Origin of the sequence: Blautia sp. TM10-2 (genome assembly GCF_003480845.1) — a bacterium.
Lineage (GTDB): Bacteria > Bacillota > Clostridia > Lachnospirales > Lachnospiraceae > Fusicatenibacter > Fusicatenibacter saccharivorans.
In genome coordinates, this window is the sequence record NZ_QUJZ01000005.1 from 51,454 (window position 1) to 76,374 (window position 24,921).

The following is a 24,921-nucleotide window of genomic DNA, read 5'->3' on the forward strand; positions in this document are numbered from 1 at the left end:
TAGTTAAAACCAGCCTTTCTTTTTAAAATACCAAATTTCAACAGCAACAATGAGAATACAGACGCCGATCAGGATGAAGTACGCATACGGGGCAGAAAGCTCAGGCATATGCGTAAAATTCATGCCGTACCAGCCGGCGATCAGGGAAAGCGGGAAAAAGATCGTCGAGACGACCGTCAGAATCCGCATCGTATCGTTCTGACGCAGGTCGATCTGCGCCTGCTGCATCTCGCGGATCTGCAGGGCGTACTCCCGCAGCATCTGGGTGTGGTCGTACAAACGGTCCACGCGGTTTCCAAGGCGCGAAAACTGACGGGCGCATTCCGGGGGAAGAAAGTGATTTTCGTCCTCGGAGAGTATTTCGCACATGTCGAGAAGCTGCTGGTAATAGGCATGGAACACGAGCAGCTCCCGACGAATCGTGATCAGGGTCCGCTGCAGCTCTTTTGGCAGAGTGTCGAGAAGAGACTCCTCGATTGTCGCGAGGCGCTTCTCAAAATTCTGCAGATAGAGCATATCCTCCTGGATCAGCGATTCCAGAAACGAGAAAAACAGGTGGAAGACATCGGAAGTATCGAGCGGTTCTTCCGGGAAGAGGAGGCTCTGCAAAGCCGGAAGTGTCTGTTCGTCGGCTGCCAGAATAAGCTGCCCCCGGTCGAGATAAAACGCAAGCGAGAATGCAAGGTGAAGCGGATGCGTCTTGTCCGGGACGGCAAGCGATCCGACCAGGCAGTCAGGCAGCAGCTCTGCGCGGCAGTATTCGATGCGCTCCGGCTGCAGACTGCGCCGGAAAAGAGAAAATCCGGGCAGCGCCGCGCAGGCTTTGGAAGCTTCCGAAAACGAAAGCAGGGAAAGCCGGACCGAATCCGAAAAAGTCCATTCCATACGTACCACCTCCTGAAAATAAGCAATGGAAAAATATCCATAAACAAAAAAGCCGTATGACCGTAGTATACCGCAAAAAGGGGAGTGCGACAAGAAAAGGAAAAAACTTTTAACGGAAAAACTTTTATTGGGAAAAAACTTTTTGCAATGGAGCACTAAGTGTGTTATGATAAAATGTAGTTATCAAAACTACATGACAAAATATCAAAAAATTCACTGTGTCGAATTCGTCCCTAGTTCAGGAAGGTTTGAAAAAGAGCGGTGATTGGAAATACGAAACATCCGCAGTGAGAAAAAGCGGAATCAAGTTTGGAGGGACAAAATATATGAGTTTTCACATTGTTGCAGACAGCTGCTGTGAACTGACAGCAGATATGAAAAAAAGAGGAAATATTGAAATTGCACCGCTGACCCTGGAAGTCGGCGGAGAATCCATTCTGGATGACGAGACATTCGACCAGAAATATTTTTTAAAGAGAGTAGCGGAATGTCCGGAGTGCCCGAAATCCGCCTGCCCGTCGCCGGATTATTTCCGGAAATCTTTTCTGAACGGAGCAGAACGGTGCTACGCGGTCACACTTTCCGCACAGCTCAGCGGTTCCTATAACAGCGCAGTGCTCGGTGCAAACCTGGCGCAGGAGGAGAACGAGGATCTGAAGATTCACGTATTCAATTCCAGAAGCGCATCGATAGGAGAGACCCTGATCGTGAAAAAAATCGTGGAGTGCGAGGAAGCCGGCATGAGCTTTGAGCGCGTCGTAGAGACAGTAGAACTCTATATCAGCACACAGAACACCTATTTCGTGCTGGAAAATCTCGAAACTCTGCGGAAAAACGGCCGTCTTTCCAAGGCGAAAGCACTCGTTGCATCCGCCCTTAAAATCAAACCGGTCATGGGCGCCACACCGGAGGGCGATATCGTTCAGCTCGATCAGGCGCGCGGCATCAACAAAGCACTGATGAAAATGGTCGATGCCATTGTAAATGACGCACAGCATGTAGAAAACAAAACGCTTGCCATCTCTCATTGCAACTGCCCGGAGCGCGCCGAGATGGTAAAAGAAGCCCTTCTGGAGCGCCTTGCGGTACAGGATGTCTTCGTACTCGATACCCAGGGCGTCAGCAGTATGTATGCAAATGACGGCGGAATTATCATTGCATTATAACTTTTCTCTTCCCTTTTTGTTGAAAATGTAGTATAATTTTCAACATGTTTGAAAGTGCCGCCGAGCACTTTTTAGAAATCAAAGGAGAAGTAGAACCATGAGTCAGGAAAAAGTTGACCGCTATAAAAAGGAAAAAGCGAACCGTGAGAAAATCATGAGACGTGAAAGATGGATCACGAGACTGGAAGTTACCGCTTTCGTCGTTGTGCTGGCTACCCTGATCGGCTGGTTCTCCGTTGCTGTTTACCAGAACTCGGTAGCAGAGAAAAAGGCGAACCGCACGACAGAAACCACAACGATGAACGTGACGGATATTCAGAATTATCTGAGCGAGACCAACACATCCAGCGACAGCAGTGCAGATGACACCAGCGACAGCTCTGATGCTTCCGATACATCTTCGGACAGCACAGCAGATACGGCAAGTGACAGCACAGCAGATTCCATCAGCGAAAGTACAGCGGAATAAGCAGAATTGTTAAAGAAAGTAAAAGCGCTTACCACAGACGGGAAAATCCCGGAGTGATAAGCGCTTTTGTTATAGAGATTTATAGCAATCCCCGAAAATAATGCAAAAAATTCAGCACCGCAGAGCGTGAATTACTGCGTCACAGATTTTCGTCGTACCCCAGTACGCCTTCAAATCTGTTCCTTGCAATTCGCGCTCTGCAGCACTGCCTTTTTTGCATTATTTTCGGGTCTTGCTATAGAAAAAACTATGAGAAACACGCTCCGCGAGTTTCTCAAGTTATCGCGGCAGTCGCCAAGGTCTCGTGCAGGCATGGACTTTGGCTCGTTGCCCGCGTAAATTAAAAAACCGGAGGACATACATCCCCCGGCCTTTCGCTTATGGTTAATTAGCATTTAACAACGTTGGAAGCCTGCATTCCGCGAGCACCCTCGGTAAGATCGTAAGTAACCGCCTGACCTTCGTCAAGAGTTTTGAATCCTTCACCCTGGATAGCGGAGAAATGTACGAATACATCGTTTCCGTCTTCGCCTGTGATGAAGCCATAGCCCTTCTCTGCGTTAAACCATTTCACTGTTCCCTTGTTCATTGTGAGTTACCTCCATAAAATTAAAAAATAAGCATGATGTGGGAATGCATATGTTCCCCCATAAGCGAGTGAACTTTTGATAAAAAAATTCACTAGCTATTACAGATTATATTGAAGGTGAATGCTAATATAATCTCTAATAGCTAGTGACCACGTATTACATCTCAACATCTTCTCGATTGAGACCATTATAATCTTGCAAATCAAAAAAGTCAAGAAAAAACTCTTTATTTCAGGAAAGATTTCGTGTATTATAAAAAGGAATAAATGGTCGGACGACGGCCAGAAGAAAAGAAAGGATCAGAGAACGTAAGATGAGTATCTTAATCAAAAATGGACAGGTCATCGACCCGGCCACCCAAAAAGACGAAATCAGTGATGTTCTGATCGAAAACGGCGTTATTACACGGGTTGAAAAAGGAATCCGCGTAAAAGATGCGCAGGTAATAGATGCAAAAGGCTGCTATGTAATGCCTGGCATCATCGATATGCATGTACATCTCCGCGACCCGGGGCAGACATATAAAGAAGATATTGAAAGCGGTTCGAAAGCAGCAGCAAAAGGAGGCGTGACAACGCTGGTAGCGATGCCGAATACAAAACCGGTCATCGACAGCCCGGACCGCGTCAACTATGTAACGATCAAAGCAGACCGTTTTTCTCCGATTAATGTACTGCAGGCAGGCGCCATCACAGTAGGACAGAAGGGTGAAGAGCTCGCCGATATCGAGGGCATGGTAAAAGCCGGCATCCCGGCGATCAGCGAGGACGGAAAATCCGTTATGAACGCGCTGCTCTACAAAGAGGCAATGGAGATTGCCGCAGAGAAAAACATTCCGGTGCTGGCTCACTGCGAGGACAAGAACCTCGTAAACGGCGGCTGCATGAATGAGGATGCAAACTCGAGAGAGTGGCATCTGCCGGGCATCACAAACTCCGTAGAGAACACGATTGTTGCAAGAGATATCGTACTTGCCGCAGAGACAGGTGCACACCTGCATCTGTGTCACTGCTCGACCAAAGAGAGCGTGGATATGGTGCGTGAGGCGAGAAAGGCCGGCGTTTCGATTTCCGCCGAGGTCTGCCCGCATCACTTTACCCTCTGCAGCGACGACATCGTAAAGGGCGACACCAACTACAAGATGAATCCGCCGCTCCGTACGAAAGAGGATCTCGAGGCACTGCGCCAGGGTCTGAAAGACGATGTCTTCGATGTCATCAGCACCGATCATGCACCGCATGCGCTGACCGAGAAACAGGAGTCCTTCAAGAAAGCTCCGTTCGGCATCGTCGGACTGGAGACGAGCGTGGCTCTTACCATCACCGAACTTGTGGATACCGAGATCATCACCCCGATGCAGATGGCGGAGAAGATGAGCTACAATCCGGCAAAAATCCTGCACCTGGACAAGAAAGGTTCTCTTGCACCTGGCATGGACGCCGATGTGGTTGTCATCGATCCGGAAGCAGAGTATGTGATCGATCCGAAGGAGTTTGTTTCCAAGGGCAAAAACACTCCGTTCGGCGGTAAGAAAGTCAAAGGAAAAGTTATGGCTACCGTATGCGGCGGCAAGATTGTATACGAAGCTGAGTAATTTCTATAAGAAAAGACAGAAGAGGGAGAGTAAGCAGATGATTAACAAACTGATTGCAAACATTAAAAAAACAAATGCACCGATCGTCGTAGGTCTGGACCCGATGCTGAACTATGTGCCGGAGCACGTACAGAAAAAGGCATTTGCCGAGTACGGAGAGACACTCGAAGGAGCTGCAGAGGCCGTTTGGCAGTTCAATAAAGCGATTGTCGACGCAACATACGATTTGATTCCGGCTGTAAAACCGCAGGTTGCCATGTATGAGCAGTTCGGCGTTCCGGGAATGGCAGCGTATGAGAAGACCGTTTCCTACTGCCAGGAAAAGGGTCTCGTTGTCATCGGCGATATCAAACGAGGCGATATCGGTTCTACTTCTGAGGCGTATGCAGTCGGCCACCTCGGCCACGTGCAGGTGGGAAGCAAATCCTATGCCGGATTCCATGAGGATTTTGCAACTGTCAATCCGTATCTTGGATCTGACGGCGTAAAACCGTTCATCAAGGTCTGCAAAGAGGAGAAAAAAGGTATCTTTGTTCTGGTAAAAACCTCGAACCCGTCCAGCGGCGAGTTCCAGGACCGCATCATCGACGGACGTCCGCTGTATGAGTGGGTCGGCGAGCAGGTTGCCGCGTGGGGCGAGGAGCACATGGGCGATGATTACAGCTATGTGGGAGCTGTTGTCGGCGCTACGTACCCGGAGATGGGCAAGGTGCTGCGTAAGGTAATGCCGAAATCCTACATCCTGGTACCGGGCTACGGTGCACAGGGCGGAAAAGGAAAAGACCTCGTTCACTTCTTCAATGAGGACGGACTGGGTGCAATCGTAAACTCTTCGAGAGGTATTATCGCTGCTTACAAACAGGAAAAATATGCCGAGTTTGGCACTGAGAACTTTGCGGATGCTTCGAGAGCAGCTGTAAAGGATATGGTTGAGGATATCAGCGGGGCGCTTGCTGCTGCAAAATAAGAATACAGGGTGAAAAGCTCAGAAGGTCTGCCGGGTAGATGTTATGTCCGCCGGAGGATATTTTGGGCTTTTCGCCGATTCAAGAAAATAAAAGGAGTGTTCAGCTTATGAAAATCAAGGAATGCTGTACTGTGGAAAGTCAGGAGTGCATTGCAAAAGGAATTTACAGCATGTGGATTTCCACGAAAGTGATTGCGAAAGAGGCGAAGGCCGGCCAGTTTATTTCTCTGTTTTCGAAGGACGGCAGCCGTCTTCTGCCGCGTCCGATTTCTCTTTGTGAGATCGACCGAGAGGGAGGAAGACTTCGGATTGTCTACCGTGTGGCAGGTGCAGGAACGGAGGAGTTTTCGCATCTGAAAGCGGGGGATGAGGTTGATATTTTAGGGCCGCTTGGAAATGGATTCCCGATCGAGGAAGGTAAGGGAAAACGTGTGATGCTGATGGGCGGCGGTATCGGTGTTCCGCCGATGCTGCAGACGGCGAAGGATCTTGGAACGGACACGATCATCTGCTGTGGTTACCGCGATGAGTTGTTCTTAAATGAGGAGTTTGCTGCGGCAGGCGATCTTCATATTGCAACGGAGGACGGAAGTGCCGGTGTGAAGGGCAATGTGATGGATGCGGTGCGCGAGGATCATCTGGAAGCAGATGTAATTTTTGCCTGCGGTCCGGCTCCGATGCTGCGTGCGATTAAGGCGTACGGTCTGGAAAAGGGAATTCCATGCTGGATTTCGATGGAAGAGAAGATGGCGTGCGGCGTTGGCGCATGTCTTGCGTGTGTCTGCCAGTCGACTGAGGTGGATGGTCATTCACATGTGCACAACAAGCGGATCTGCAAGGACGGACCTGTCTTTTTAAGTACGGAAATTGAGCTGTAAGTGACGCGAGGAGGAGAAAAAGCGATGAAGACAAGTGTGAATCTGGCGGGTGTGGAACTGAAGAATCCGGTTATGACGGCATCTGGTACGTTTGGCTCCGGCGCGGAGTACAGTGAGTTTGTGGATTTGAAGGAGCTTGGCGCGGTTGTGACGAAGGGTGTTGCGAATGTGCCGTGGCCGGGGAATCCGACGCCGCGTATTGCGGAGGTTTACGGCGGAATGCTGAATGCGATCGGGCTGCAGAATCCTGGTGTTGATGTGTTCTGTGAGAGGGATATTCCGTTTTTGAAACAGTTTGACACGAAGATTGTGGTGAATGTGTGTGGACGGACGACGGAGGATTACTGTGAGGTTGTGGAGCGATTGACTTCGGAGCCGGTGGATCTGCTGGAGATTAATATTTCGTGCCCGAATGTGAAGGAGGGCGGTATTGCGTTTGGACAGGATCCGAAGGCGGTGGAGGCGATCACCAGAGAAGTTAAAAAATATGCGAAGCAGCCGATTATTATGAAATTGAGCCCGAATGTGACGGATATTACGGAGATGGCGCGGGCTGCGGAAGCCGGCGGGGCGGATGTGCTGTCGCTGATCAATACGCTTACTGGGATGAAGATTGATATTGAACGGCAGAAGTTTGCGATTGCGAATAAGACTGGCGGTATGTCGGGGCCGGCGGTGAAGCCGATTGCGGTGCGGATGGTGTATCAGGTGGCGCAGGCAGTGAAAGTGCCGATTATTGGTATGGGCGGTATTGCGTCGGCGGAGGATGCGCTGGAGTTTATTCTGGCGGGGGCTACGGCGGTTTCGATTGGGACGGCGAATTTCTTTAATCCGTATGCGACTGTTGAAACGGTTCGCGGTATCGAAGAGTATATGAGAAGGCATAAGGTTGACGATATTAATTCGCTGATCGGGGCGGTGAGATAAGACGGACGGCCTCGAGCGGCTTCGCATCTGCGGTGCGGCGGGCGAGAAAAAGAGGGCGGAACTGTGGCTCAGAATGGGTACAGGGAAACGGGAACCATCCCATTTTCCTGCACCTGTTCCGGGCTCATAGTTTCTGCCCTCTTTTTCTATGCCCGCCACACGGCAGGCGCAAATTCCAGTGAGGTCTGGTTGTGTGGAGCTGAAACGAAGTAGGTCTGGATCCGCCGGGGGCGGATCGGCGTGAGAGTGTTGTGGTGGGTGCATAGTATATAGAAAATGGAAGGTGGTATGTGAGATGAAGTATGGGATCATTAAAGTGAAGCGGGCGTTTTTGTATGAGGAGAATGGGGTTGATGTGGTGGATGAGGTGTTTTTTGGATGGAGCGTGATGTGGGAAGATGAGGGGGAGTGGATTGAGGTTTGGACGCATTATGGGTATCGGGGGTGGATGGAGAGGAATTTGATTGAAGAGAAAAGCCGGGAGTGGATGGAGGGGAGGGAAAAGGCAGGGAATACGTATGTGGTGACACGCGGGTTTGCGGATGTGATGAGGGGAGCGCGGGTGCAGGCGCGGATGTTGGAGACGCTGGGACGGGGGTGTTTTGTGGAGAAAATGGAGGAGACGGAGAATGGGTATTGCAGGGTGAAACTGGCGAATGGGATCAGTGGGTTTGTGCCGGAGGTGGCATTAAGAAAAAGACTGGATTCGGATCGGTTTTTGTGGGGAAAATCGGAAGAGAGGTTTTTTGTGGAGCAGGGGATTCCGGAGGGGTGGTCGGAAGAGAAGTTTCGGAGGAAGGTTGTGGAGTGTGCGAAGGGGTATCTTGGATGCCAGTACCGGTGGGGCGGGAAGGCGGCGGATGGGATTGACTGTTCGGGTGTGGTGTTTATGGTGTATTTGATGAATGGGGTTTTGATTTGGCGGGATGCGGATATCAAGGAAGGGTATCCGATGAAAGCGATCTGGAGAGAAGGGGAGGAGATGTGTCTGGTGGAGGAACGGGCGAAGGCCGGGGATCTGCTGTTCTGGAGGGGGCATGTGGGGATGTATCTGGGGGACGGCAGGTATCTGCACTGTACGGGGCATGAGAGGGTGTTTGGGTGCAGGGTGAATAGTCTGCGGAGAGGGGATGAGGATTTTCGGGAGGATCTGGCGGAGGCGTTGAAAGTGGTTGGGAGTGTTTTTCGTGAAATATCTGGAAGCGGAAAGCTGGAGGAAAAGAGCGATGTACCGTGAAAAACAGGCATCACGGGCGGCACGGGAGTAAATAAGACATATATAATTGACATCAGGAAATATCATTTTTGTATTGGAAATCCCTGAAAAAGTTTGTTATAATAATAACAAAGTCGAAAACAAAAGACAAAAGGCGGCTCAAACAGAGAGTAGGAAAAACAGAAATTCTGCTGATCTGATCTGCCGGAGCTGTCCATCAGAAGCAAAACAAGAAAGGGGTTCTGAACAATGGCAAGATTTACATTACCAAGGGATTTATACCACGGAAAGGGTGCTTTAGAGGCACTGAAAACATTCGAAGGAAAACGTGCAATCGTCTGTGTAGGCGGCGGCTCCATGAAACGTTTCGGTTTCCTGGATCGCGCAGTAGACTACCTGAAAGAAGCCGGCATGGAAGTACAGCTTTTTGAGGGAATCGAGTCTGACCCGTCAGTCGAGACTGTTATGCGCGGAGCAAAAGCGATGGAAGAGTTCCAGCCGGACTGGATCGTAGCAATGGGCGGCGGATCTCCGATCGACGCAGCAAAAGCAATGTGGATCAAATACGAGTATCCAGACATCACCTTCGAAGAAATGTGCAAGGTATTCGGAATGCCGAAACTCCGCAGAAAAGCTCATTTCTGTGCAATTTCTTCTACATCCGGAACAGCAACCGAGGTAACCGCGTTCGCAGTTATCACAGACTATGAAAAAGGTATCAAATACCCGCTGGCAGACTTCGAAATCACGCCGGACGTTGCAATCGTAGATCCGGATCTGGCAGAGACGATGCCGCAAAAGTTAGTTGCTCACACCGGTATGGACGCTATGACCCATGCAATCGAGGCATACGTTTCCACCGCGAACTGTGACTTCACCGATCCGCTGGCACTGTATGCAATCAAGATGATTCAGGCAGACCTGGTAGATTCCTACAACGGAGATATGGCAAAACGTGACAGCATGCACAACGCACAGTGCCTCGCTGGTATGGCATTCTCCAATGCACTTCTTGGTATTGTTCACTCCATGGCACATAAAACAGGCGCAGCATTCGCTGATTACGGCGCTCACCTGATCCACGGCGCAGCAAACGCTATGTACCTGCCGAAGGTTATCGCGTTCAACGCAAAAGACGAGACTGCAGCAAAACGTTATGCAGTGATCGCTGACGAGATGAAACTTGGCGGCGAGACAACGGAAGAGAAAGTAAAACTCCTCATTGACTATCTGCGCGGCATGAACGACAAACTGAACATTCCGCACTGCATCAAGAACTACGGAAAAGACAGCTATCCGACCGAGCAGGGCTTCGTTCCGGAAGACGTATTCCTGGAGAGACTGCACGACATCGCTGTAAATGCCATCGCCGATGCCTGCACCGGATCCAACCCGAGACAGCCATCTGTTGAAGAGATGGAAAAACTGCTGAAATGCTGCTACTATGATACAGAAGTAGATTTCTAAAAAGAAAACATATCGAAATCCCTCCGTTCTCTGGGCGGAGGGATTTTTTGCGTCAGAGAATGAAATTTATTTGTGTGGATTTTATGTTTTTTATGCGAAATCCTGTGTCTGGACTGGAAAAACAGAGGCGTTTATGGTAGTATAGAAAAGAATAGAAGTAAAAACGGGCGGCATTGCGAAAAAAGATGCCTTCCCCTGAAAATATGGAGGAAAAAAGATGGAACAGTACAAGCAGGAGTTTATCGAGTTCATGGTCGAGAGCCAGGTATTAAAATTTGGAGAGTTTACTCTGAAAAGCGGAAGAAAATCCCCGTTCTTCATGAATGCGGGCGCTTACGTAACCGGAAGCCAGTTAAAACGTCTCGGCGAGTATTATGCAAAAGCAATCCATGACAATTATGGACTGGATTTCGACGTTCTGTTTGGACCGGCCTACAAAGGAATCCCGCTCAGCGTTGTAACCGCCATTGCGATTCATGATCTCTACGGTGTGGAAGTACGTTACTGCTCCAACCGGAAAGAAGCAAAAGACCACGGCGGAGATGCAGGACTGCTGCTTGGAAGCAAAATTAAAGACGGCGACCGCGTTGTCATCATCGAGGATGTTACCACCTCCGGAAAATCCATCGAGGAGACGTTCCCGATCATCCAGGCACAGGGCAATGTGGAGATCAAAGGTCTGATGGTATCCTTAAACCGTATGGAGCGCGGAAAAGGCGACAAGAGCGCACTTGAGGAAATCCAGGAAACCTATGGCTTCCCGGCAAATGCCATTGTAACCATGGAGGATGTCATCACCTATCTGTACAACCGTCCATGCCAGGGCAAAATCCAGATCGATGACAAGATGAAGGCTGCCATTGATGCTTATTATGAGGAGTACGGTGTCAAATAAGACGTGGTACACTTGAAAAAAGGAGTTTTGCACGATGAATGAAAAAATCTATAAAACCATGGGACGTGTCGGCGGCGGAAATATCGCCATGGGCGCAGTACTGGTTGTGGTAGGGGTAGCAACCGGTGTCCTGATGATCGTAAGCGGAGCAGGCCTGCTGAAACGACGCGGGGAAATTATGTTTTAAGAAAAATGCCGGAATATTTTGGAAGCGCATGCGCCGAAGAGGTATTCCGGCGTTTCTGATACCACGCAGAAAGGGGAAACGAAGATGAAGCAGGAGACGAAAGCCAGAATCCGCGTTGTGGGACGGATTTTATTTCTGGTGTATCTTCTTGCGCTCGTTTATTTTCTGTTTTTTGCAGAAGAATACGGGAGAAGAAACTTTTTTGAACTGGATTACCGTTACAATCTGGTGCCGTTTCAGGAAATCAGACGGTTCTGGATTTACCGCGAAAAGGTGGGATTCCTTGCCGCATTTTTAAATCTGGCGGGCAATGTGATCGGTTTTCTGCCGTTCGGCTTTATCGTTCCGGTGATGCACAAAAAAATGGAGAGTTTCTGGAAAGTATCGCTTCTTGGTTTTATGTTCAGCCTCTGCGTGGAGACGATTCAGCTCATCACGAAGGTGGGCTGCTTTGATGTAGATGATCTGATGCTGAATACGCTTGGAGCCATGATCGGCTGCGGCGCATTCCTGATCTGCAATAAATTCAGGAGATGGAAATATGGCGAGGAAGAAGTATAATTACAATTTTGTCCGGAAGCCGTCGGAAGGCGGAAAGGAAGCTCTCTATATGGCAGGTGCTTCGGTCTTTCTGTTTCTGCTGGCTTCGGTCGTATCGTTTGCATTCCGCGGAAACGGAGGCATTTTTCTCGGAGCAGCGGGACTGTTCTCATTCCTTCTGTCGGGATACGGCTTCTATGTGGGAATGAAGAGCTTTAAAGAAGAACAGGTCAGCCACAGAATGTCGGTTCTCGGCTCGATTACGAGCGGCGGCATGCTGGTCGCATGGCTGGCACTGTTTCTGATCGGTGTGAGATAAATGTACTCTCGTAAAATCAAGCACAGAAAGACTCCGGGAGTACATATAAAAGAAAAGGGGAAAAAGATGGATCGCGAACGTTTTGAAAAACAGCTGAATTTTATTCTGGAGATTGATAAAGAAAAACAGATCCTGCGCCAGACGCACATCCGCGGCTATTCGCGCCAGGAGGACGACGCGGAGCACGCATGGCACATGGCGGTGATGGCATTTCTGCTGCAGGAATATTCGAATGAGAAAATCGACATCGGCAGAACGATGCTCATGCTGCTGATCCACGACCTCGTGGAGATTGATGCAGGCGACACGTATGCGTACGACGCGGAGGCAAACAAAACAAAAGACGAGAGAGAACACAAAGCGGCCGAGCGCATCTACGGCCTGCTGCCGGAGGATCAGGGAAAAATGCTGATGGATCTCTGGCTCGAGTTCGAAGCGTATGAGACACCGGAAGCGCGCTTTGCTCATGTGATGGACAATTTCCAGCCGCTGCTTTTAAATCATGAGAACGATGGAAAAGACTGGACCAGCCACAATGTGCGGATTTCCCAGCCGTTAAAACGAAACGAGAAGACGGCGACCGGCTCCGAGGAGATCTGGAGTTATATGGAAGAGATTCTCGAACAGAGTATCCGGGATGGAAAAATTATTGACGACCGGGAAGAAAAACAGGAATAAGTTAAGAAGAATGAGGGGCAGATCTGCCCCTCGTAACAGTTAAAGAGAAACAGAAAGGGATTTTTTATGACGGATGAATTATTAAACGAGCGGTATGCGCTTGCAATTGAGCGGATCCGCCAGATTCCGGCGGAAAAAAGCGTTCCGCAGCCGTACCGTGATTTTTTTGCACAGATGGCACAGTACCTCTGCAAAATGGACCAGATCCGGAGCAGAATCGCAGAAGGATATCTAAAAACAGCATCCGAGGAAGAGCTGGCTGTTTTTAACCGCGAGCCGTATGAAGATGTGATCGGGGAGCGGTATGAGACCTCCTACGGAAACCCGGCGTTTGCCGTGCGGGCACTTGGTGAAACGCATGGAAGGAGCCTCTGCTGCCTGTACCGGGAGCTGGGAAATGCTGTTGTCTGGGTCTATGAGGACCGCCTGCTGGAGCTGACTGCGGCGATGGAGCTGTATCTCGAGTTGTATGCGATGTTCGAGGAGGAGACGCTGCCGTCCGCGCAGTATGTAAAAGAGAGCATTTATTGGTATGTGAGCGATTACGCCGAGGAGCGCCAGGAATACCAGGTGCGCGAAATCGTCGACCCGTCGCTGCACTTTGTGAAGGATATTGTGATGGAATCTGATCTGACGGATCTGCGGTATCTGTACCAGTACGGCGAATATATCACCGAAAATGAGAAGGGTACAGCCCGCTTTTTAAATACGTTCAGCCAGGAAGAAATCGACGCGATGGCACGCACCTACACAGAAGGCTTCCGCAAGTGCTTTCTCGTGGCGCGAAAAGATCTGTCGAAAAAGAAGACAGTCAGCATCCGCTTCCACATCGGTTTTGAGCGCATGATCCGTGCGGCAATATTACAGTTCCGCGAGATGGGACTCGAGCCGGTGATTTCCCGCGGCGCGCGGAGAACGTGGGTTGCCGGTGCGTCTGCGAATAAGCAGTATGACTACGATCACCGGAACGATGAGGCGCTGTATCTCAACGAGGATCTCGTGAAGAGACGGCTCCGCGCGATGCAGGTGAAATACGACGAGTACAAAGAACTGGCGGACGGCTATGCCGGCCCTGCCGTGGTGGAAACCTTCGGCGAAGTTCCGTTTGAGCCAGTAAATAAAAAACAGGCACTGCACTTAAACGAGCGCCAGCAAAAGCTCCGTGTCGGTTTCCAGAACGAGGCGGGCCAGATTGTAAACCGCTATATCAAGGATGACGAGTACGGCTACACGATCATCGCCTACCCGATGCCGGAGATCGATCCGCGCTACGAAAAAATTTTCCGTGAGATCGTAAAGATCAACACGCTCGATTACGAAAAATACCAGCGCATCCAGCAGTACCTGATCGATGCGCTCGACGAGGGTGTTTCCGTGCATGTGCTTGGAAAAGGAGAGAACAGAACGGATCTGCGCGTGATGCTGCATCATCTGAACGATCCTGCGAAAGAGACGAATTTTGAGAACTGTGTTGCCGACTGCAATATTCCGGTCGGAGAGGTCTTTACTTCCCCGAGTCTTACCGGCACGACAGGCGTGCTCCATGTGACGGGGGTCTACCTGAACGAGCTGTATTACCGCGATCTCTGCCTGACGCTGACCGACGGCATGATCACCGCGTATGACTGCGCAAACTTCGAAAAAGAAGAGGACAATCGTACTTATATAGAAGAAAACCTGCTGTATCACCACAGGACGCTGCCGATCGGTGAGTTTGCCATCGGAACGAACACGATGGCGTACGTGATGGCAGAGCAGTACGGCATCGCCGGAAAACTGCCGATCCTGATCGCAGAGAAGATGGGCCCGCATTTTGCGATGGGCGACACCTGCTACGCCTGGGCGGAGGACAGCCCGATGTACAACCCGGACGGAAAAGAAGTAATCGCGCGCGAGAACGAGGTTTCGGCAAAACGGAAAGAAGATCCGTCGAAAGCATACTTCGGATGCCACACGGACATCACGATTCCGTACCGCGAACTGCAGTCGGTTGCGGTCGAAAAAGCAGACGAAACGACGATCCCTCTCATTGAGGACGGACGCTTCGTCCTGCCGGGAACGGAAGAATTAAATGAACCTTTTGGCTGATTATGGGTTGACATTTCTGCGCCTGCTTAGTATATTATAAGCAGAACTGAATGATTAAAACATAAATATAAGCATAACTAATGAATAACGCTTAGAACAGTTAATCAGAAAAGGAGAACAACATGGCTAAAGTAGGAATTGTGATGGGCAGCGACTCTGATATGCCGGTAATGAGCAAAGCAGCCGACATGCTGGAAAAATTTGGAATTGAGTACGAGATGAAAATCATCTCCGCACACCGCGAGCCGGATGTATTTTTCGAATATGCAAAAACCGCAGAGGAGAAAGGCTTCAAGGTTATCATTGCAGGCGCAGGTATGGCAGCTCATCTGCCGGGTATGTGCGCAGCTATTTTCCCAATGCCGGTCATCGGAATTCCGATGCATACCACATCGCTTGGAGGTCGTGATTCCCTGTACTCCATCGTACAGATGCCGAGCGGCATTCCGGTAGCAACCGTTGCCATCAATGGCGGTGCCAATGCCGGAATCCTGGCAGCAAAGATTCTTGCAACTTCCGATCCGGAACTGCTTGCAAAACTGAAAGCATATACACAGGAAATGAAAGAGCAGGTTGAGGCAAAAGACGCAAAACTGCAGGAAACAGGATACCGTAACTACAGTAAATAAAAACAAAGGACAAGGGAGGTTCACCATGGATTACAAGAACGCAGGAGTAGATATTGAAGCTGGATACAAATCAGTAGAATTAATGAAAGGGCACGTAAAGAAAACCATGCGCCCGGAGGTGCTGGGCGGCCTTGGCGGTTTTTCCGGCGCTTTTTCCCTGGCAAAAATCAAAGAAATGGAAGAGCCGGTGCTGCTTTCCGGTACAGACGGATGCGGAACCAAGGTGAAGCTCGCCATGATTCTTGATAAACACGACACCATCGGCATTGATGCCGTTGCCATGTGTGTGAACGATATTGCATGTGCCGGCGGAGAACCGCTGTTCTTCCTCGACTACATCGCATGCGGAAAGAACTATCCGGAGAAGATCGCTTCGATCGTAAAAGGCGTTGCAGAAGGCTGTCTGCAGTCCGATGCGGCACTGATCGGCGGTGAGACCGCAGAGCATCCGGGCCTGATGCCGGAGGATGAGTACGATCTGGCAGGTTTTGCTGTCGGCGTATGTGACAAGAAAGACATGATTACCGGTGAAAATCTGGCAGCCGGAGACGTACTGATCGGCATGGCTTCCACCGGCGTTCACAGCAACGGATTTTCTCTTGTCCGCAAAGTTTTCGATATGACAAAAGATTCTTTAAATACATACTATGATGAGCTCGGCGCAACCCTCGGCGAGACCCTGCTTGCACCGACCCGTATCTACGTAAAAGCACTCCGCGCCATCAAAGATGCCGGTGTAACCGTAAAAGCATGCAGCCACATCACCGGAGGCGGCTTCTACGAGAATATTCCGCGTATGCTCAAAGACAACACCGTAGCCGTTGTACAGAAAGACAGCTACACCGTACCGCCGATCTTTGATCTGATGGCAAAGAAAGGCAATATCGACGAGCAGATGATGTACAACACCTTCAACATGGGTATCGGTATGGTACTGGCTGTTGATCCGGAAGATGTAGACGCAGCGATGAAAGCCATCCGTTCCACAGGAGATACGCCATATGTGATCGGCCACATTGAAAACGGAGAAAAAGGAGTACAGTTATGCTAAGATTAGCAGTTCTCGTCTCCGGCGGCGGCACGAACCTGCAGGCGATTCTGGATGCGATTGACGAGGGAACCATCACAAACGCGGAGGTTTCCGTTGTCATCAGCAACAATGCAGGAGCGTATGCGCTGGAGCGTGCGAAAAAGAAGGAGATTGATGCGGTATGCCTTTCCCCGAAGACCTTTGCATCGAGAGAAGCATTCAACGAGGCACTGCTGGCGAAACTGCAGTCGTACAACGTCGATCTCGTTGTGCTCGCAGGATGCCTGGTTGTGATCCCGCAGAGCATTGTGGATGCTTATCCGAATAAGATCATCAACATTCATCCGTCCCTCATTCCGTCGTTCTGCGGAACGGGCTATTACGGACTGAAAGTGCACGAGGGCGTATTATCCCGCGGCGTCAAAGTGACGGGAGCGACGGTTCATTTTGTGGACGGCGGAACAGACACCGGCCCGATTATTCTGCAGAAGGCAGTCGAAGTGCACGAGGGCGATACACCGAAGGCACTGCAGCAGCGCGTCATGGAAGAGGCCGAGTGGGTCATCATGCCGCGTGCGATTGATCTGATTGCAAATGGAAAGGTAACGGTAGAAGACGGACACGTAAAGATAAAGGAGTAAGAGCGATGAAAGTACTGATTGTAGGAAGCGGCGGAAGAGAGCATGCGATTGCCTGGAAGGTGGCACAGAGCCCGAAGGTAGACAAGATTTACTGCGCTCCTGGAAACGCAGGAATTGCGGAGTACGCAGAGTGTGTCGATATTGCAGCGATGGAGTTTGACAAGCTCGTTGCTTTTGCGAAAGAAAAAGAGATTGACCTGACCGTCATCGGCATGGATGATCCGCTGGTCGGCGGTGTTGTCGATGCGTTTGAGGCAGAGGGACTGCGCGTATTCGGACCAAGAAAGAATGCGGCAATACTGGAAGGATCGAAAGCGTTCTCCAAAGACCTGATGAAAAAATACCATATCCCGACGGCGGCATACGAGACATTCTCCGATCCGGAGGCGGCAGAGAAGTATCTGGAAACCGCAAAATTCCCGATCGTACTGAAAGCCGACGGTCTGGCGCTTGGAAAAGGCGTTCTGATCTGCAACACCTTAGAGGAAGCAAAAGAGGGCGTCAAGACGATCATGCTCGACAAGAAATTCGGCAGTGCCGGAAACGAGATGGTCATCGAGGAGTTTATGACGGGGCGTGAGGTTTCCGTTCTCTCCTTTGTGGATGGAAAGACGATCAAGACGATGAGTTCCGCACAGGATCACAAGAGAGCAGGAGACGGCGACACCGGCCTGAACACCGGCGGTATGGGCAACTTCTCCCCGAGTCCGTTTTATACCGAAGAAGTGGATAAGTTCTGTAAGAAATATATCTATCAGCCGACCGTAGATGCGATGGCAGCCGAGGGAAGACCGTTTAAGGGAGTTATCTTCTTCGGACTGATGCTGACACCGGACGGACCGAAGGTGCTCGAGTACAATGCCCGCTTCGGCGATCCGGAGGCACAGGTTGTGCTTCCTCGTATGAAGACAGACATCATTGATGTATTTGAAGCCTGCATCGACGGAACTCTCGACCAGATTGACCTGCAGTTTGCAGATAATGCGTGTGTCTGCATCGTACTGGCTTCGAACGGTTATCCGGTTTCCTACGAAAAAGGATTCCCGATCCGCGGACTCGAGACGTTCAAAGAGCATGAGGGCTACTACTGCTTCCACGCCGGAACGAAGTTCAAGGACGGCGAGATCGTGACGAACGGAGGCCGTGTACTCGGCGTGACAGCACTTGGCGATACCCTGAAAGAGGCACGTGCGAATGCATATAAGGCTGTTGAATGGGTTGACTTTGACAATAAATATTACCGCCATGATATTGGAAAAGCGATTGACGAAGCGTAACGTGAATGTGAATTTTAATTTTGAGTAAAATGGAGCCGCCAGAATCCCGGTGAAAGGGAAATCTGGCGGCTTTGTCTTTTTATTCAGAAAAGGGAATAAAGCGCCGCCGTTCCGGATACAATAGTAAGGAGATCCTTTGCTTTTTAGCAGAATCAGAACAGGAAAGGCGGTCGGAAAAGATGGGAATCGTTTGTCTGGCGGGGATTTTTGCCGTATTTCTTCTGCTTGCATGGACGCTCTGCCGGGCGGCAGGATGGGAGAAAGAACGGGAAGATCTGGAACAGGAGCAGTACCTGAAAGAGTGGCGGGAGAAAAAGTTGAAAAAATCGAAAAAATTTGAAAATTAGTGTTGACATTTGGCGGGTGGAATGCTATACTAACGAAGTCGGTTGGTGATACAGATAAAAAGCCGACAGACAAAACACTGATGTGGGGTCTTAGCTCAGCTGGGAGAGCATCTGCCTTACAAGCAGAGGGTCATAGGTTCGAGCCCTATAGGCCCCATATTTTATGAAAAACGGTGTTGAAAATGAATATGGCGAGATAGCTCAGTTGGCTAGAGCACGCGGTTCATACCCGCGGTGTCGAGGGTTCGAATCCCCCTCTCGCTACTTATGGAACCCTTGAGAAATCAAGGGTTCTTTTGGCTTTATGGACAGTATGATGATATGGCTGTCATGTCAAAATCGTGTCTTGAAATCCACAGGGATTTGTGAGAAAATAAGACTACCTAAGAGCTTGTTTTGGGCTCTGAAAGTAAATAAAACAGTAATGGATAGAAGAAAGATAAGGAAAAAACAATGATAGAGTTTAATAAACCACCTTTTATTGGAACAGAACTGGAATACATCCGCCAGGCGGCAGAGGAAAACAACAAGCTGTGCGGCGACGGTCCTTTTACGAAGAAATGTTCTGCCTGGATGCAGGACAATTTCAACGTAAAACATGCGATGCTTACGACATCCTGCACCCATGCACTGGAAATGGCAGCTTACCTGTCTGAGATTCGGCCGGGCGACGAAGTGATCATGCCGTCCTACACGTTTGTTTCCACTGCAGATGCCTTTGTTCTGCGCGGAGCAAAAATCGTCTACGTGGATATCCGTCCGGATACGATGAACATCGACGAGACCAAGATTGAGGATGCCATCACCGAAAAAACAAAAGCGATTGTTCCGGTTCACTATGCGGGCGTTGCCTGTGAAATGGATACCATCATGGATATTGCAAAACGCCATAACCTGAAGGTTGTAGAGGATGCGGCACAGGGTGTGAGCGCGTACTACAAGGGAAAAGCCCTTGGAACGATCGGCGATTTTGGCTGCTACAGCTTCCATGAGACGAAAAACTATACGATGGGAGAGGGCGGCGCGCTGCTGTTCCAGGATGAGAATTATCTGGAAAAAGCAGAGATCCTTCGTGAAAAGGGAACGAACCGCAGCAAGTTTTTCCGCGGACAGATCGACAAATATACCTGGATCGACTACGGCTCCTCCTATCTGCCGAGTGATATGAATGCGGCTTACCTGCTTGCAGAACTCGAGGAACATGAGAAAATCGACAGAAAGCGGATGGCCATCTACAACTATTACCATGAGCAGCTCCGTCCGCTGGCTGAGGCCGGAAAGATCGAGCAGCCGGTTGTGCCGGAAGGCTGTGTACATAATGCACATATGTACTTCATCAAGGCAAGAAATCTGGAAGTGCGTACAAAACTGATCAAGTATATGAAAGAGCGCGGTGTGATGTGTGTCTTCCATTACGTTCCGCTCCATACCTCCCCGGCCGGACAGAAGTTCGGTGTTTTCCACGGAGAGGACAAATACACAACAAAAGAGAGCGAGCGCCTGATGCGTCTGCCGATGTTCTACAGCCTGTCTGAACAGGATATGGCATATGTCGTAGAGTGCCTCATGGACTTTAAAGAGTGGTAACATTTCATGTATGAGAAGTTTTTAAACTACTTTACGGACTATATTTTCGTGAAGGATGAGCCGCAGAAAGCCGATGTGATTTTTGTGCCGGGAAACGGATATCCGCAGATGGCGGTGCACGCGGCAGAACTCTGGAAAGAAGGATTTGCGCCGTATGTGCTTCCGTCGGGAAGATACAGTACTGTGCTCGGGCATTTCGCCGGTGTACAGGATCTTGCGGAGCAGTACGGCGGGAACTATGAAACCGAGTGGGAGTTTCTGCGGACGGTACTGCAGAAAAACGGCGTGCCGGAGAAAGCGATTCTGCGCGAAGACCAGGCGACGTATACGTATGAAAATGCACTGCGGTCACGGGAAGTGACAGATGCGGCGGGCATCGAGGTAAAAAAAGCGATCCTCTGCTGCCGGAATCTCCATGCGAGACGGTGTATTCTGTATTACCAGCTTGTCTACCCGGAGACAGAGTTTTTTGTCTGTCCTTCGGATATTGAGTTCACCAGAGAAAACTGGCATACAAAGGGTGAATGGATCGACCAGGTGTTAGGAGAAATGGAGCGCTGCGGCGGTCAGTTCCACAAGATTCTGCGGGAACTGCCGGCGGATTCTGAATTTTAACACCAGTAGACAAGAAGTCCCCCGCTTCTAAAGCGGTGGGATGAATTGTTAAAAGAAACATAACAGCAGTGGTAGGCGGAGAGAAATCGGTATCCTCCACTGACATGAGGAAAGTCACAGTCGAACTATTCTCGACATGTCAGACTCCGTGAAAATACCGACTGTAAGTTGAAACGAAAAGATTTATAAAAAAGAGCGGAAATTGTGGTAAAATTGCGGCTCGTATGGTATACTATCGTTAAGTTAAGTTTCTAATCTAAAGCAAAGGTTGGTGGACAGTATGAATAAGATTGATGAAGTATTAGAGCTTTTAAAACAGAGAGAACGTGAGAGCGAAAAACCGAAAAACGTGATTTTATGGGTCCTTGCCATTGTCGGAGCGGTAGCGGCAGTTGCAGGAATCGCATACGCAGTATACCGGTTTGTAACTCCGGATTATCTGGAAGACTTCGAAGATGATTTCGATGACGATTTCGACGATTACTTCGAGGATGAAGACGAAGATAAGTAGGATGGAAAAAAGAAACTCCGGTGCCGGAACGTGGTACCGGAGTTTTTCTGTCCGGAAATCAGTTTGACATAGAAGGAGAAGAGAATGAAAAAAGGAGAAATTTACGAGGGAGTCGTGGAAAGAATCGATTTCCCGAATAAAGGACGTGTACATGTGGAGGGCGAGACGGTTACCGTGAAAAATGCAATTCCGGGACAGAAGATCCGCTTTCAGATCAACAAAAAAAGAAAGAACCGCATGGAGGGCCGCCTGCTCGAAGTAACAGAAAAATCCCCGATGGAAAAGCGCGATCCGGTCTGCAGTATTTTCCCGTCCTGCGGCGGATGCATGTACCAGACGATGAGTTATGAGGATCAGCTTGCAATGAAGGCCGGTCAGGTGAAAAAACTGCTCGACGATGCCCTCGTGGAGGCCGGCCAGGTCAATGAGGCGGGGGAGGCCGATTATCCGTTCCTTGGAATCAAGGGAAGTCCGAAGGAGTTTGCATACCGGAATAAAATGGAGTTTTCCTTCGGCGATGAATACAAGGGCGGCCCGTTGTCTCTCGGACTTCATAAAAAGGGAAGCACCTACGATGTCCTGACCGCGTGCGACTGCAAAATCGTGCATGAGGATTTCACAAAGATTCTGACCTGTGTGCTGGCGTACTTTAAAGAGCGGAACGCAAGTTACTACCACAAGATAAGCCACGAGGGTTACCTGCGCCACCTGCTGGTGCGAAGAGCCGAGAATACCGGAGAAATCCTGGTAAATCTCGTCACCACAAGCCAGGAAGAGTGGGATCTGATGCCGCTCGTGCAGGAAGTGCTTGGTCTGCCGCTGGAAGGAAAGGTTGTCGGATTCCTCCATATCATAAATGATTCCCTGGCAGATGTTGTAAAGAGCGATGAGACAAAAGTACTCTACGGACAGGACTACTTCTATGAAGAACTCCTCGGACTGAAATTCAAGATCACCCCGTTCTCCTTCTTCCAGACCAATTCCCTTGGCGCGGAAGTTCTCTACAGCACCGCCCGCGAGTTCGTCGGCGAGACGAAAGACCGCACGATCTTCGACCTCTACAGCGGAACCGGAACCATCGCCCAGATCCTTGCACCGGTCGCAAAAGAAGTGATCGGTGTGGAAATCGTGGAAGAAGCTGTTACAGCTGCAAAAGAGAACGCAGAGGCAAACGGCCTTACCAACTGCAGTTTCCTCGCCGGAGACGTGCTGAAGGTGATCGATGAAATCGAAGAAAAACCGGACTTCATCGTTCTTGATCCACCGCGCGAAGGAATCCATCCGAAGGCTCTGCCGAAGATAGTTGATTTATATAGGTGTGAAAAAATGCTTTACATCTCCTGCAAGCCGACTTCTCTTGCGCGGGATCTGGTAGAGTTTGCAAAATATGGATACCGTGTAGAAAAAGTCTGCTGTGTTGATATGTTTCCGGGAACGGTGCACTGCGAGACGGTTGTTTTGCTTTCCAAGGGTGAGGTCGACTCGAAAAAGATTCGGGTTGAGTTCTCTTTAGAAGATATGGATATGTCCGAATTTCAAGATGGGGCAACCTACACGCAGATCAAGGACTATGTACTGGAACATAGCGGATTAAAGGTATCAAACCTGTATATCTCACAGATTAAGCGGAAATGTGGGATTGAGGTTGGTAAGAACTACAATCTGCCGAAGTCCGAAGATTCCAGACAGCCTCTGTGTCCACCGGAAAAAGAGAAAGCAATCCGAGAAGCATTCAAATATTTTGGGATGATATAACATCCCGTAAAATGGAGGTTTCTTATGGATAGATTGATTTCTTGTAAGTTTAACATGGATACCGCTTGTGTGGAACTGAAATTCTTTGATGGTAGTATGATTGCGATTGATACGATTGCGGTTGAGAACGAGGTTGCCGACAATATGTATCAGAGGTCGGAACTGGATTATCTGATTTACAATGACCCGATTGGATATGCTGATTTGATATTGAACGGAGATTCCAAAACCTATTTGAAAAACTGTTACAGAGTATAAATCTGTGGATACGGCGATTGGAGCGATTTGCCTGGCTCACTAAACCTCTAAGCCCATAGTTATTGGCTAAGGCAGATATTCAACTTTAATTTTAGAAAACATAAATAAAGGCTATCCAATCTTTTTGACTGGGTAGCCTTTGAAAGTTTTGCTCTTTCTACTTTTTAAGAATCAATTTATGAATGACCATGCCGATTATCAAACCAAAGGATGATACTGCCAAATACCAAAGCGAATGTATCAATGCTGTCTCGTTATAGTATATAAACACAGATGGCACAAATGTAATTGCTATGATTATTGGATACAAGTACTTTACTTTCAGATTTGAAATGCTGCCAATTAGAATTGAAAGCAATAATGTTGCTAAAATAAGCAAAACTATCATTCCCATAACGTCTGTTGGTCCTGCAAATAATGGAAATACATAAAACATAAATAATTGAATTAAGAGTATTAGTATCTCCTTCAAGTATTTCTTCATAATCAAAACACCTCCGTTCATATAAACTCTTTTTTATTTCATTTTGCAAAGATTATCTTGATTTGCAGTTTGTCATTGTTGTAGATTGCTCCAATACTTCCGCCCATACGCTCAATCAGCAGCTTGGCGATGGACAATCCCAAACCGGTTGAATTGCGACTGGCTTCTACTGTATAGAAACGGTCAAACAATCTGCCGACCGTCACATAATTCAGATTGTGCGCCGTGTTGCTGAATGTAACACAGCCGTTCTTATCCATGACTACGGACAGATCGCCGTCAGAGTATTTCAGCGCATTGCTGATAATGTTGGAAAAGATACGGTTGACCGCACCTGCATCCAGTTCACGGAAAACCGGTTCCTCCGGCAATTCGATTTCCGGTTGGATGCCTTTTTCCTGCATGACCGCATAGAAAGACAGCAGACTTTCCTCCAATGCCCGGACAACATCCATACGTTCTGGTTTCAGTTCCTGAAAAGAAGTAACCACACTATATCTGAATAGTTCTTCGGTTAGATTTTTTAAAACATCTGTTCTGTTTTGGATTTGAGAAAGATAGCAGTGTACCGTTTCGCTTTTTTCCTCTCGTTCCAATAGGTCAAGATAACCGTTTATCGCCGTAAGCGGAGTTCTCAGGTCATGGGAAATATTGGTGATAGCTTCTTTCAGTTCCAGATCGCCCTGTTGGTAACGATGGCGTTCCTTGCGGAGCAATCGAAGCTGGATATTAATCTCCGAAGCCAGTTTTCTCAGATGAGGGTCGCTGGAAGAAATATCAATCAGAGTGTTTGTGTCGGAGGAAAGACGTTCCTGGAATTCTGTATGAATTTCATCAATACTTTTTTCTATAAAAATAATCTTTGTGATTAGAAAAAATACAACAATTAGCAAAATACAACACAAAATCCAAGGGAACATC

General features: G+C 49.1%; 28 protein-coding genes and 2 tRNA genes. 26 read left to right on the forward strand and 4 right to left on the reverse strand.

Annotated elements, in window-relative coordinates:
* Positions 1-3 precede the first annotated feature (3 nt).
* On the reverse strand, positions 4-885 hold the full coding sequence (locus tag DXD92_RS06090) for a magnesium transporter CorA family protein (RefSeq protein ID WP_022461993.1): 882 nt from the start codon (positions 883-885) through the stop codon (positions 4-6).
* A 326-nt stretch (positions 886-1,211) separates the two neighbouring features.
* Between DXD92_RS06090 and DXD92_RS06095 the strand changes: the two genes are divergently transcribed.
* Positions 1,212-2,051 (forward strand): DegV family protein, encoded by an 840-nt coding sequence (locus tag DXD92_RS06095; RefSeq protein WP_117804339.1) that lies wholly within the window; start codon positions 1,212-1,214, stop codon positions 2,049-2,051.
* Between the two features lie 97 nt (positions 2,052-2,148).
* Complete coding sequence (locus tag DXD92_RS06100) at positions 2,149-2,520, forward strand: hypothetical protein (protein ID WP_117509733.1); 372 nt, start codon at positions 2,149-2,151, stop codon at positions 2,518-2,520.
* Between the two features lie 388 nt (positions 2,521-2,908).
* Here DXD92_RS06100 and DXD92_RS06105 read toward each other — a convergent pair whose 3' ends face one another.
* Positions 2,909-3,109, reverse strand: coding sequence for a cold-shock protein (locus DXD92_RS06105; protein ID WP_022461996.1), 201 nt, complete (start codon positions 3,107-3,109; stop codon positions 2,909-2,911).
* A 314-nt stretch (positions 3,110-3,423) separates the two neighbouring features.
* Here DXD92_RS06105 and DXD92_RS06110 point away from each other — a divergent pair, with 314 nt between their 5' ends.
* From DXD92_RS06110 to DXD92_RS06220, 24 genes are all read left to right on the forward strand, one after another.
* On the forward strand, positions 3,424-4,704 hold the full coding sequence (locus tag DXD92_RS06110; protein ID WP_022461997.1) for a dihydroorotase: 1,281 nt from the start codon (positions 3,424-3,426) through the stop codon (positions 4,702-4,704).
* Positions 4,705-4,741: 37 nt separating this feature from the next.
* Complete coding sequence (gene pyrF, locus DXD92_RS06115) at positions 4,742-5,671, forward strand: orotidine-5'-phosphate decarboxylase (RefSeq protein WP_022461998.1); 930 nt, start codon at positions 4,742-4,744, stop codon at positions 5,669-5,671.
* 107 nt (positions 5,672-5,778) lie between these two features.
* A complete protein-coding gene (locus tag DXD92_RS06120) occupies positions 5,779-6,549 on the forward strand; it encodes a dihydroorotate dehydrogenase electron transfer subunit (protein WP_022461999.1) in 771 nt (256 codons plus the stop codon).
* Positions 6,550-6,573: 24 nt separating this feature from the next.
* Positions 6,574-7,476, forward strand: a complete 903-nt coding sequence (locus tag DXD92_RS06125; protein ID WP_117804316.1) for a dihydroorotate dehydrogenase — start codon at positions 6,574-6,576, stop codon at positions 7,474-7,476.
* A gap of 295 nt (positions 7,477-7,771) precedes the next feature.
* The gene (locus DXD92_RS06130) at positions 7,772-8,713 is read left to right on the forward strand and encodes a C40 family peptidase (RefSeq protein ID WP_118640279.1); all 942 of its coding nucleotides are present in this window, start codon (positions 7,772-7,774) and stop codon (positions 8,711-8,713) included.
* Positions 8,714-8,941: 228 nt separating this feature from the next.
* Positions 8,942-10,159, forward strand: coding sequence for an iron-containing alcohol dehydrogenase (locus DXD92_RS06135; protein WP_055227104.1), 1,218 nt, complete (start codon positions 8,942-8,944; stop codon positions 10,157-10,159).
* 217 nt (positions 10,160-10,376) lie between these two features.
* A complete protein-coding gene (gene pyrE, locus DXD92_RS06140) occupies positions 10,377-11,054 on the forward strand; it encodes an orotate phosphoribosyltransferase (protein WP_022462007.1) in 678 nt (225 codons plus the stop codon).
* Between the two features lie 34 nt (positions 11,055-11,088).
* The gene (locus DXD92_RS18700; RefSeq protein WP_055221261.1) at positions 11,089-11,241 is read left to right on the forward strand and encodes a hypothetical protein; all 153 of its coding nucleotides are present in this window, start codon (positions 11,089-11,091) and stop codon (positions 11,239-11,241) included.
* Between the two features lie 84 nt (positions 11,242-11,325).
* Positions 11,326-11,802, forward strand: a complete 477-nt coding sequence (locus DXD92_RS06145) for a VanZ family protein (protein ID WP_055221318.1) — start codon at positions 11,326-11,328, stop codon at positions 11,800-11,802.
* Entirely contained in the window at positions 11,783-12,100 is a 318-nt protein-coding gene (locus DXD92_RS06150; protein ID WP_022462010.1) for a hypothetical protein, read from the forward strand. The genes DXD92_RS06145 and DXD92_RS06150 overlap by 20 nt, the downstream gene beginning before the upstream one ends.
* Positions 12,101-12,166: 66 nt before the next feature.
* On the forward strand, positions 12,167-12,778 hold the full coding sequence (locus DXD92_RS06155; RefSeq protein WP_117760545.1) for an HD domain-containing protein: 612 nt from the start codon (positions 12,167-12,169) through the stop codon (positions 12,776-12,778).
* A gap of 66 nt (positions 12,779-12,844) precedes the next feature.
* Positions 12,845-14,866 carry an aminopeptidase gene (locus DXD92_RS06160; RefSeq protein ID WP_118640280.1) on the forward strand — a complete coding sequence of 674 codons (2,022 nt, stop codon included), beginning with the start codon at positions 12,845-12,847 and terminating at the stop codon, positions 14,864-14,866.
* A 122-nt stretch (positions 14,867-14,988) separates the two neighbouring features.
* Complete coding sequence (gene purE / locus DXD92_RS06165; RefSeq protein ID WP_022462013.1) at positions 14,989-15,495, forward strand: 5-(carboxyamino)imidazole ribonucleotide mutase; 507 nt, start codon at positions 14,989-14,991, stop codon at positions 15,493-15,495.
* Between the two features lie 25 nt (positions 15,496-15,520).
* Entirely contained in the window at positions 15,521-16,546 is a 1,026-nt protein-coding gene (gene purM, locus DXD92_RS06170) for a phosphoribosylformylglycinamidine cyclo-ligase (protein ID WP_118640281.1), read from the forward strand.
* Positions 16,540-17,166, forward strand: a complete 627-nt coding sequence (gene purN / locus DXD92_RS06175) for a phosphoribosylglycinamide formyltransferase (RefSeq protein WP_022462015.1) — start codon at positions 16,540-16,542, stop codon at positions 17,164-17,166. The genes purM and purN overlap by 7 nt, the downstream gene beginning before the upstream one ends.
* A 5-nt stretch (positions 17,167-17,171) precedes the next feature.
* A complete protein-coding gene (gene purD, locus DXD92_RS06180) occupies positions 17,172-18,443 on the forward strand; it encodes a phosphoribosylamine--glycine ligase (protein ID WP_117509727.1) in 1,272 nt (423 codons plus the stop codon).
* A 179-nt stretch (positions 18,444-18,622) separates the two neighbouring features.
* Positions 18,623-18,790: a hypothetical protein gene (locus DXD92_RS18510; RefSeq protein WP_158554991.1), complete on the forward strand. Its 168-nt coding sequence runs from the start codon at positions 18,623-18,625 to the stop codon at positions 18,788-18,790.
* An 84-nt stretch (positions 18,791-18,874) separates the two neighbouring features.
* A tRNA-Val gene (locus tag DXD92_RS06190) sits at positions 18,875-18,947 on the forward strand.
* A 33-nt stretch (positions 18,948-18,980) separates the two neighbouring features.
* Positions 18,981-19,054 (forward strand) — tRNA-Met (locus tag DXD92_RS06195).
* Between the two features lie 189 nt (positions 19,055-19,243).
* The gene (rffA, locus tag DXD92_RS06200; RefSeq protein ID WP_117509725.1) at positions 19,244-20,377 is read left to right on the forward strand and encodes a dTDP-4-amino-4,6-dideoxygalactose transaminase; all 1,134 of its coding nucleotides are present in this window, start codon (positions 19,244-19,246) and stop codon (positions 20,375-20,377) included.
* Between the two features lie 6 nt (positions 20,378-20,383).
* Complete coding sequence (locus DXD92_RS06205) at positions 20,384-20,992, forward strand: YdcF family protein (RefSeq protein WP_117509724.1); 609 nt, start codon at positions 20,384-20,386, stop codon at positions 20,990-20,992.
* Positions 20,993-21,272: 280 nt separating this feature from the next.
* A complete protein-coding gene (locus DXD92_RS06210) occupies positions 21,273-21,503 on the forward strand; it encodes a hypothetical protein (RefSeq protein WP_055227097.1) in 231 nt (76 codons plus the stop codon).
* Positions 21,504-21,587: 84 nt separating this feature from the next.
* A complete protein-coding gene (gene rlmD, locus DXD92_RS06215; RefSeq protein WP_118640282.1) occupies positions 21,588-23,258 on the forward strand; it encodes a 23S rRNA (uracil(1939)-C(5))-methyltransferase RlmD in 1,671 nt (556 codons plus the stop codon).
* A 24-nt stretch (positions 23,259-23,282) separates the two neighbouring features.
* A complete protein-coding gene (locus DXD92_RS06220) occupies positions 23,283-23,516 on the forward strand; it encodes a DUF6061 family protein (RefSeq protein ID WP_055303613.1) in 234 nt (77 codons plus the stop codon).
* 157 nt (positions 23,517-23,673) lie between these two features.
* Here the strand turns inward: DXD92_RS06220 and DXD92_RS06225 are convergent, their stop codons facing one another.
* Both DXD92_RS06225 and DXD92_RS06230 read right to left on the reverse strand, forming a co-directional pair.
* The gene (locus tag DXD92_RS06225) at positions 23,674-24,000 is read right to left on the reverse strand and encodes a hypothetical protein (RefSeq protein WP_055303614.1); all 327 of its coding nucleotides are present in this window, start codon (positions 23,998-24,000) and stop codon (positions 23,674-23,676) included.
* A gap of 38 nt (positions 24,001-24,038) precedes the next feature.
* Positions 24,039-24,920: a sensor histidine kinase gene (locus tag DXD92_RS06230; RefSeq protein WP_055303615.1), complete on the reverse strand. Its 882-nt coding sequence runs from the start codon at positions 24,918-24,920 to the stop codon at positions 24,039-24,041.
* Between the last annotated feature and the right edge of the window lies 1 nt (position 24,921).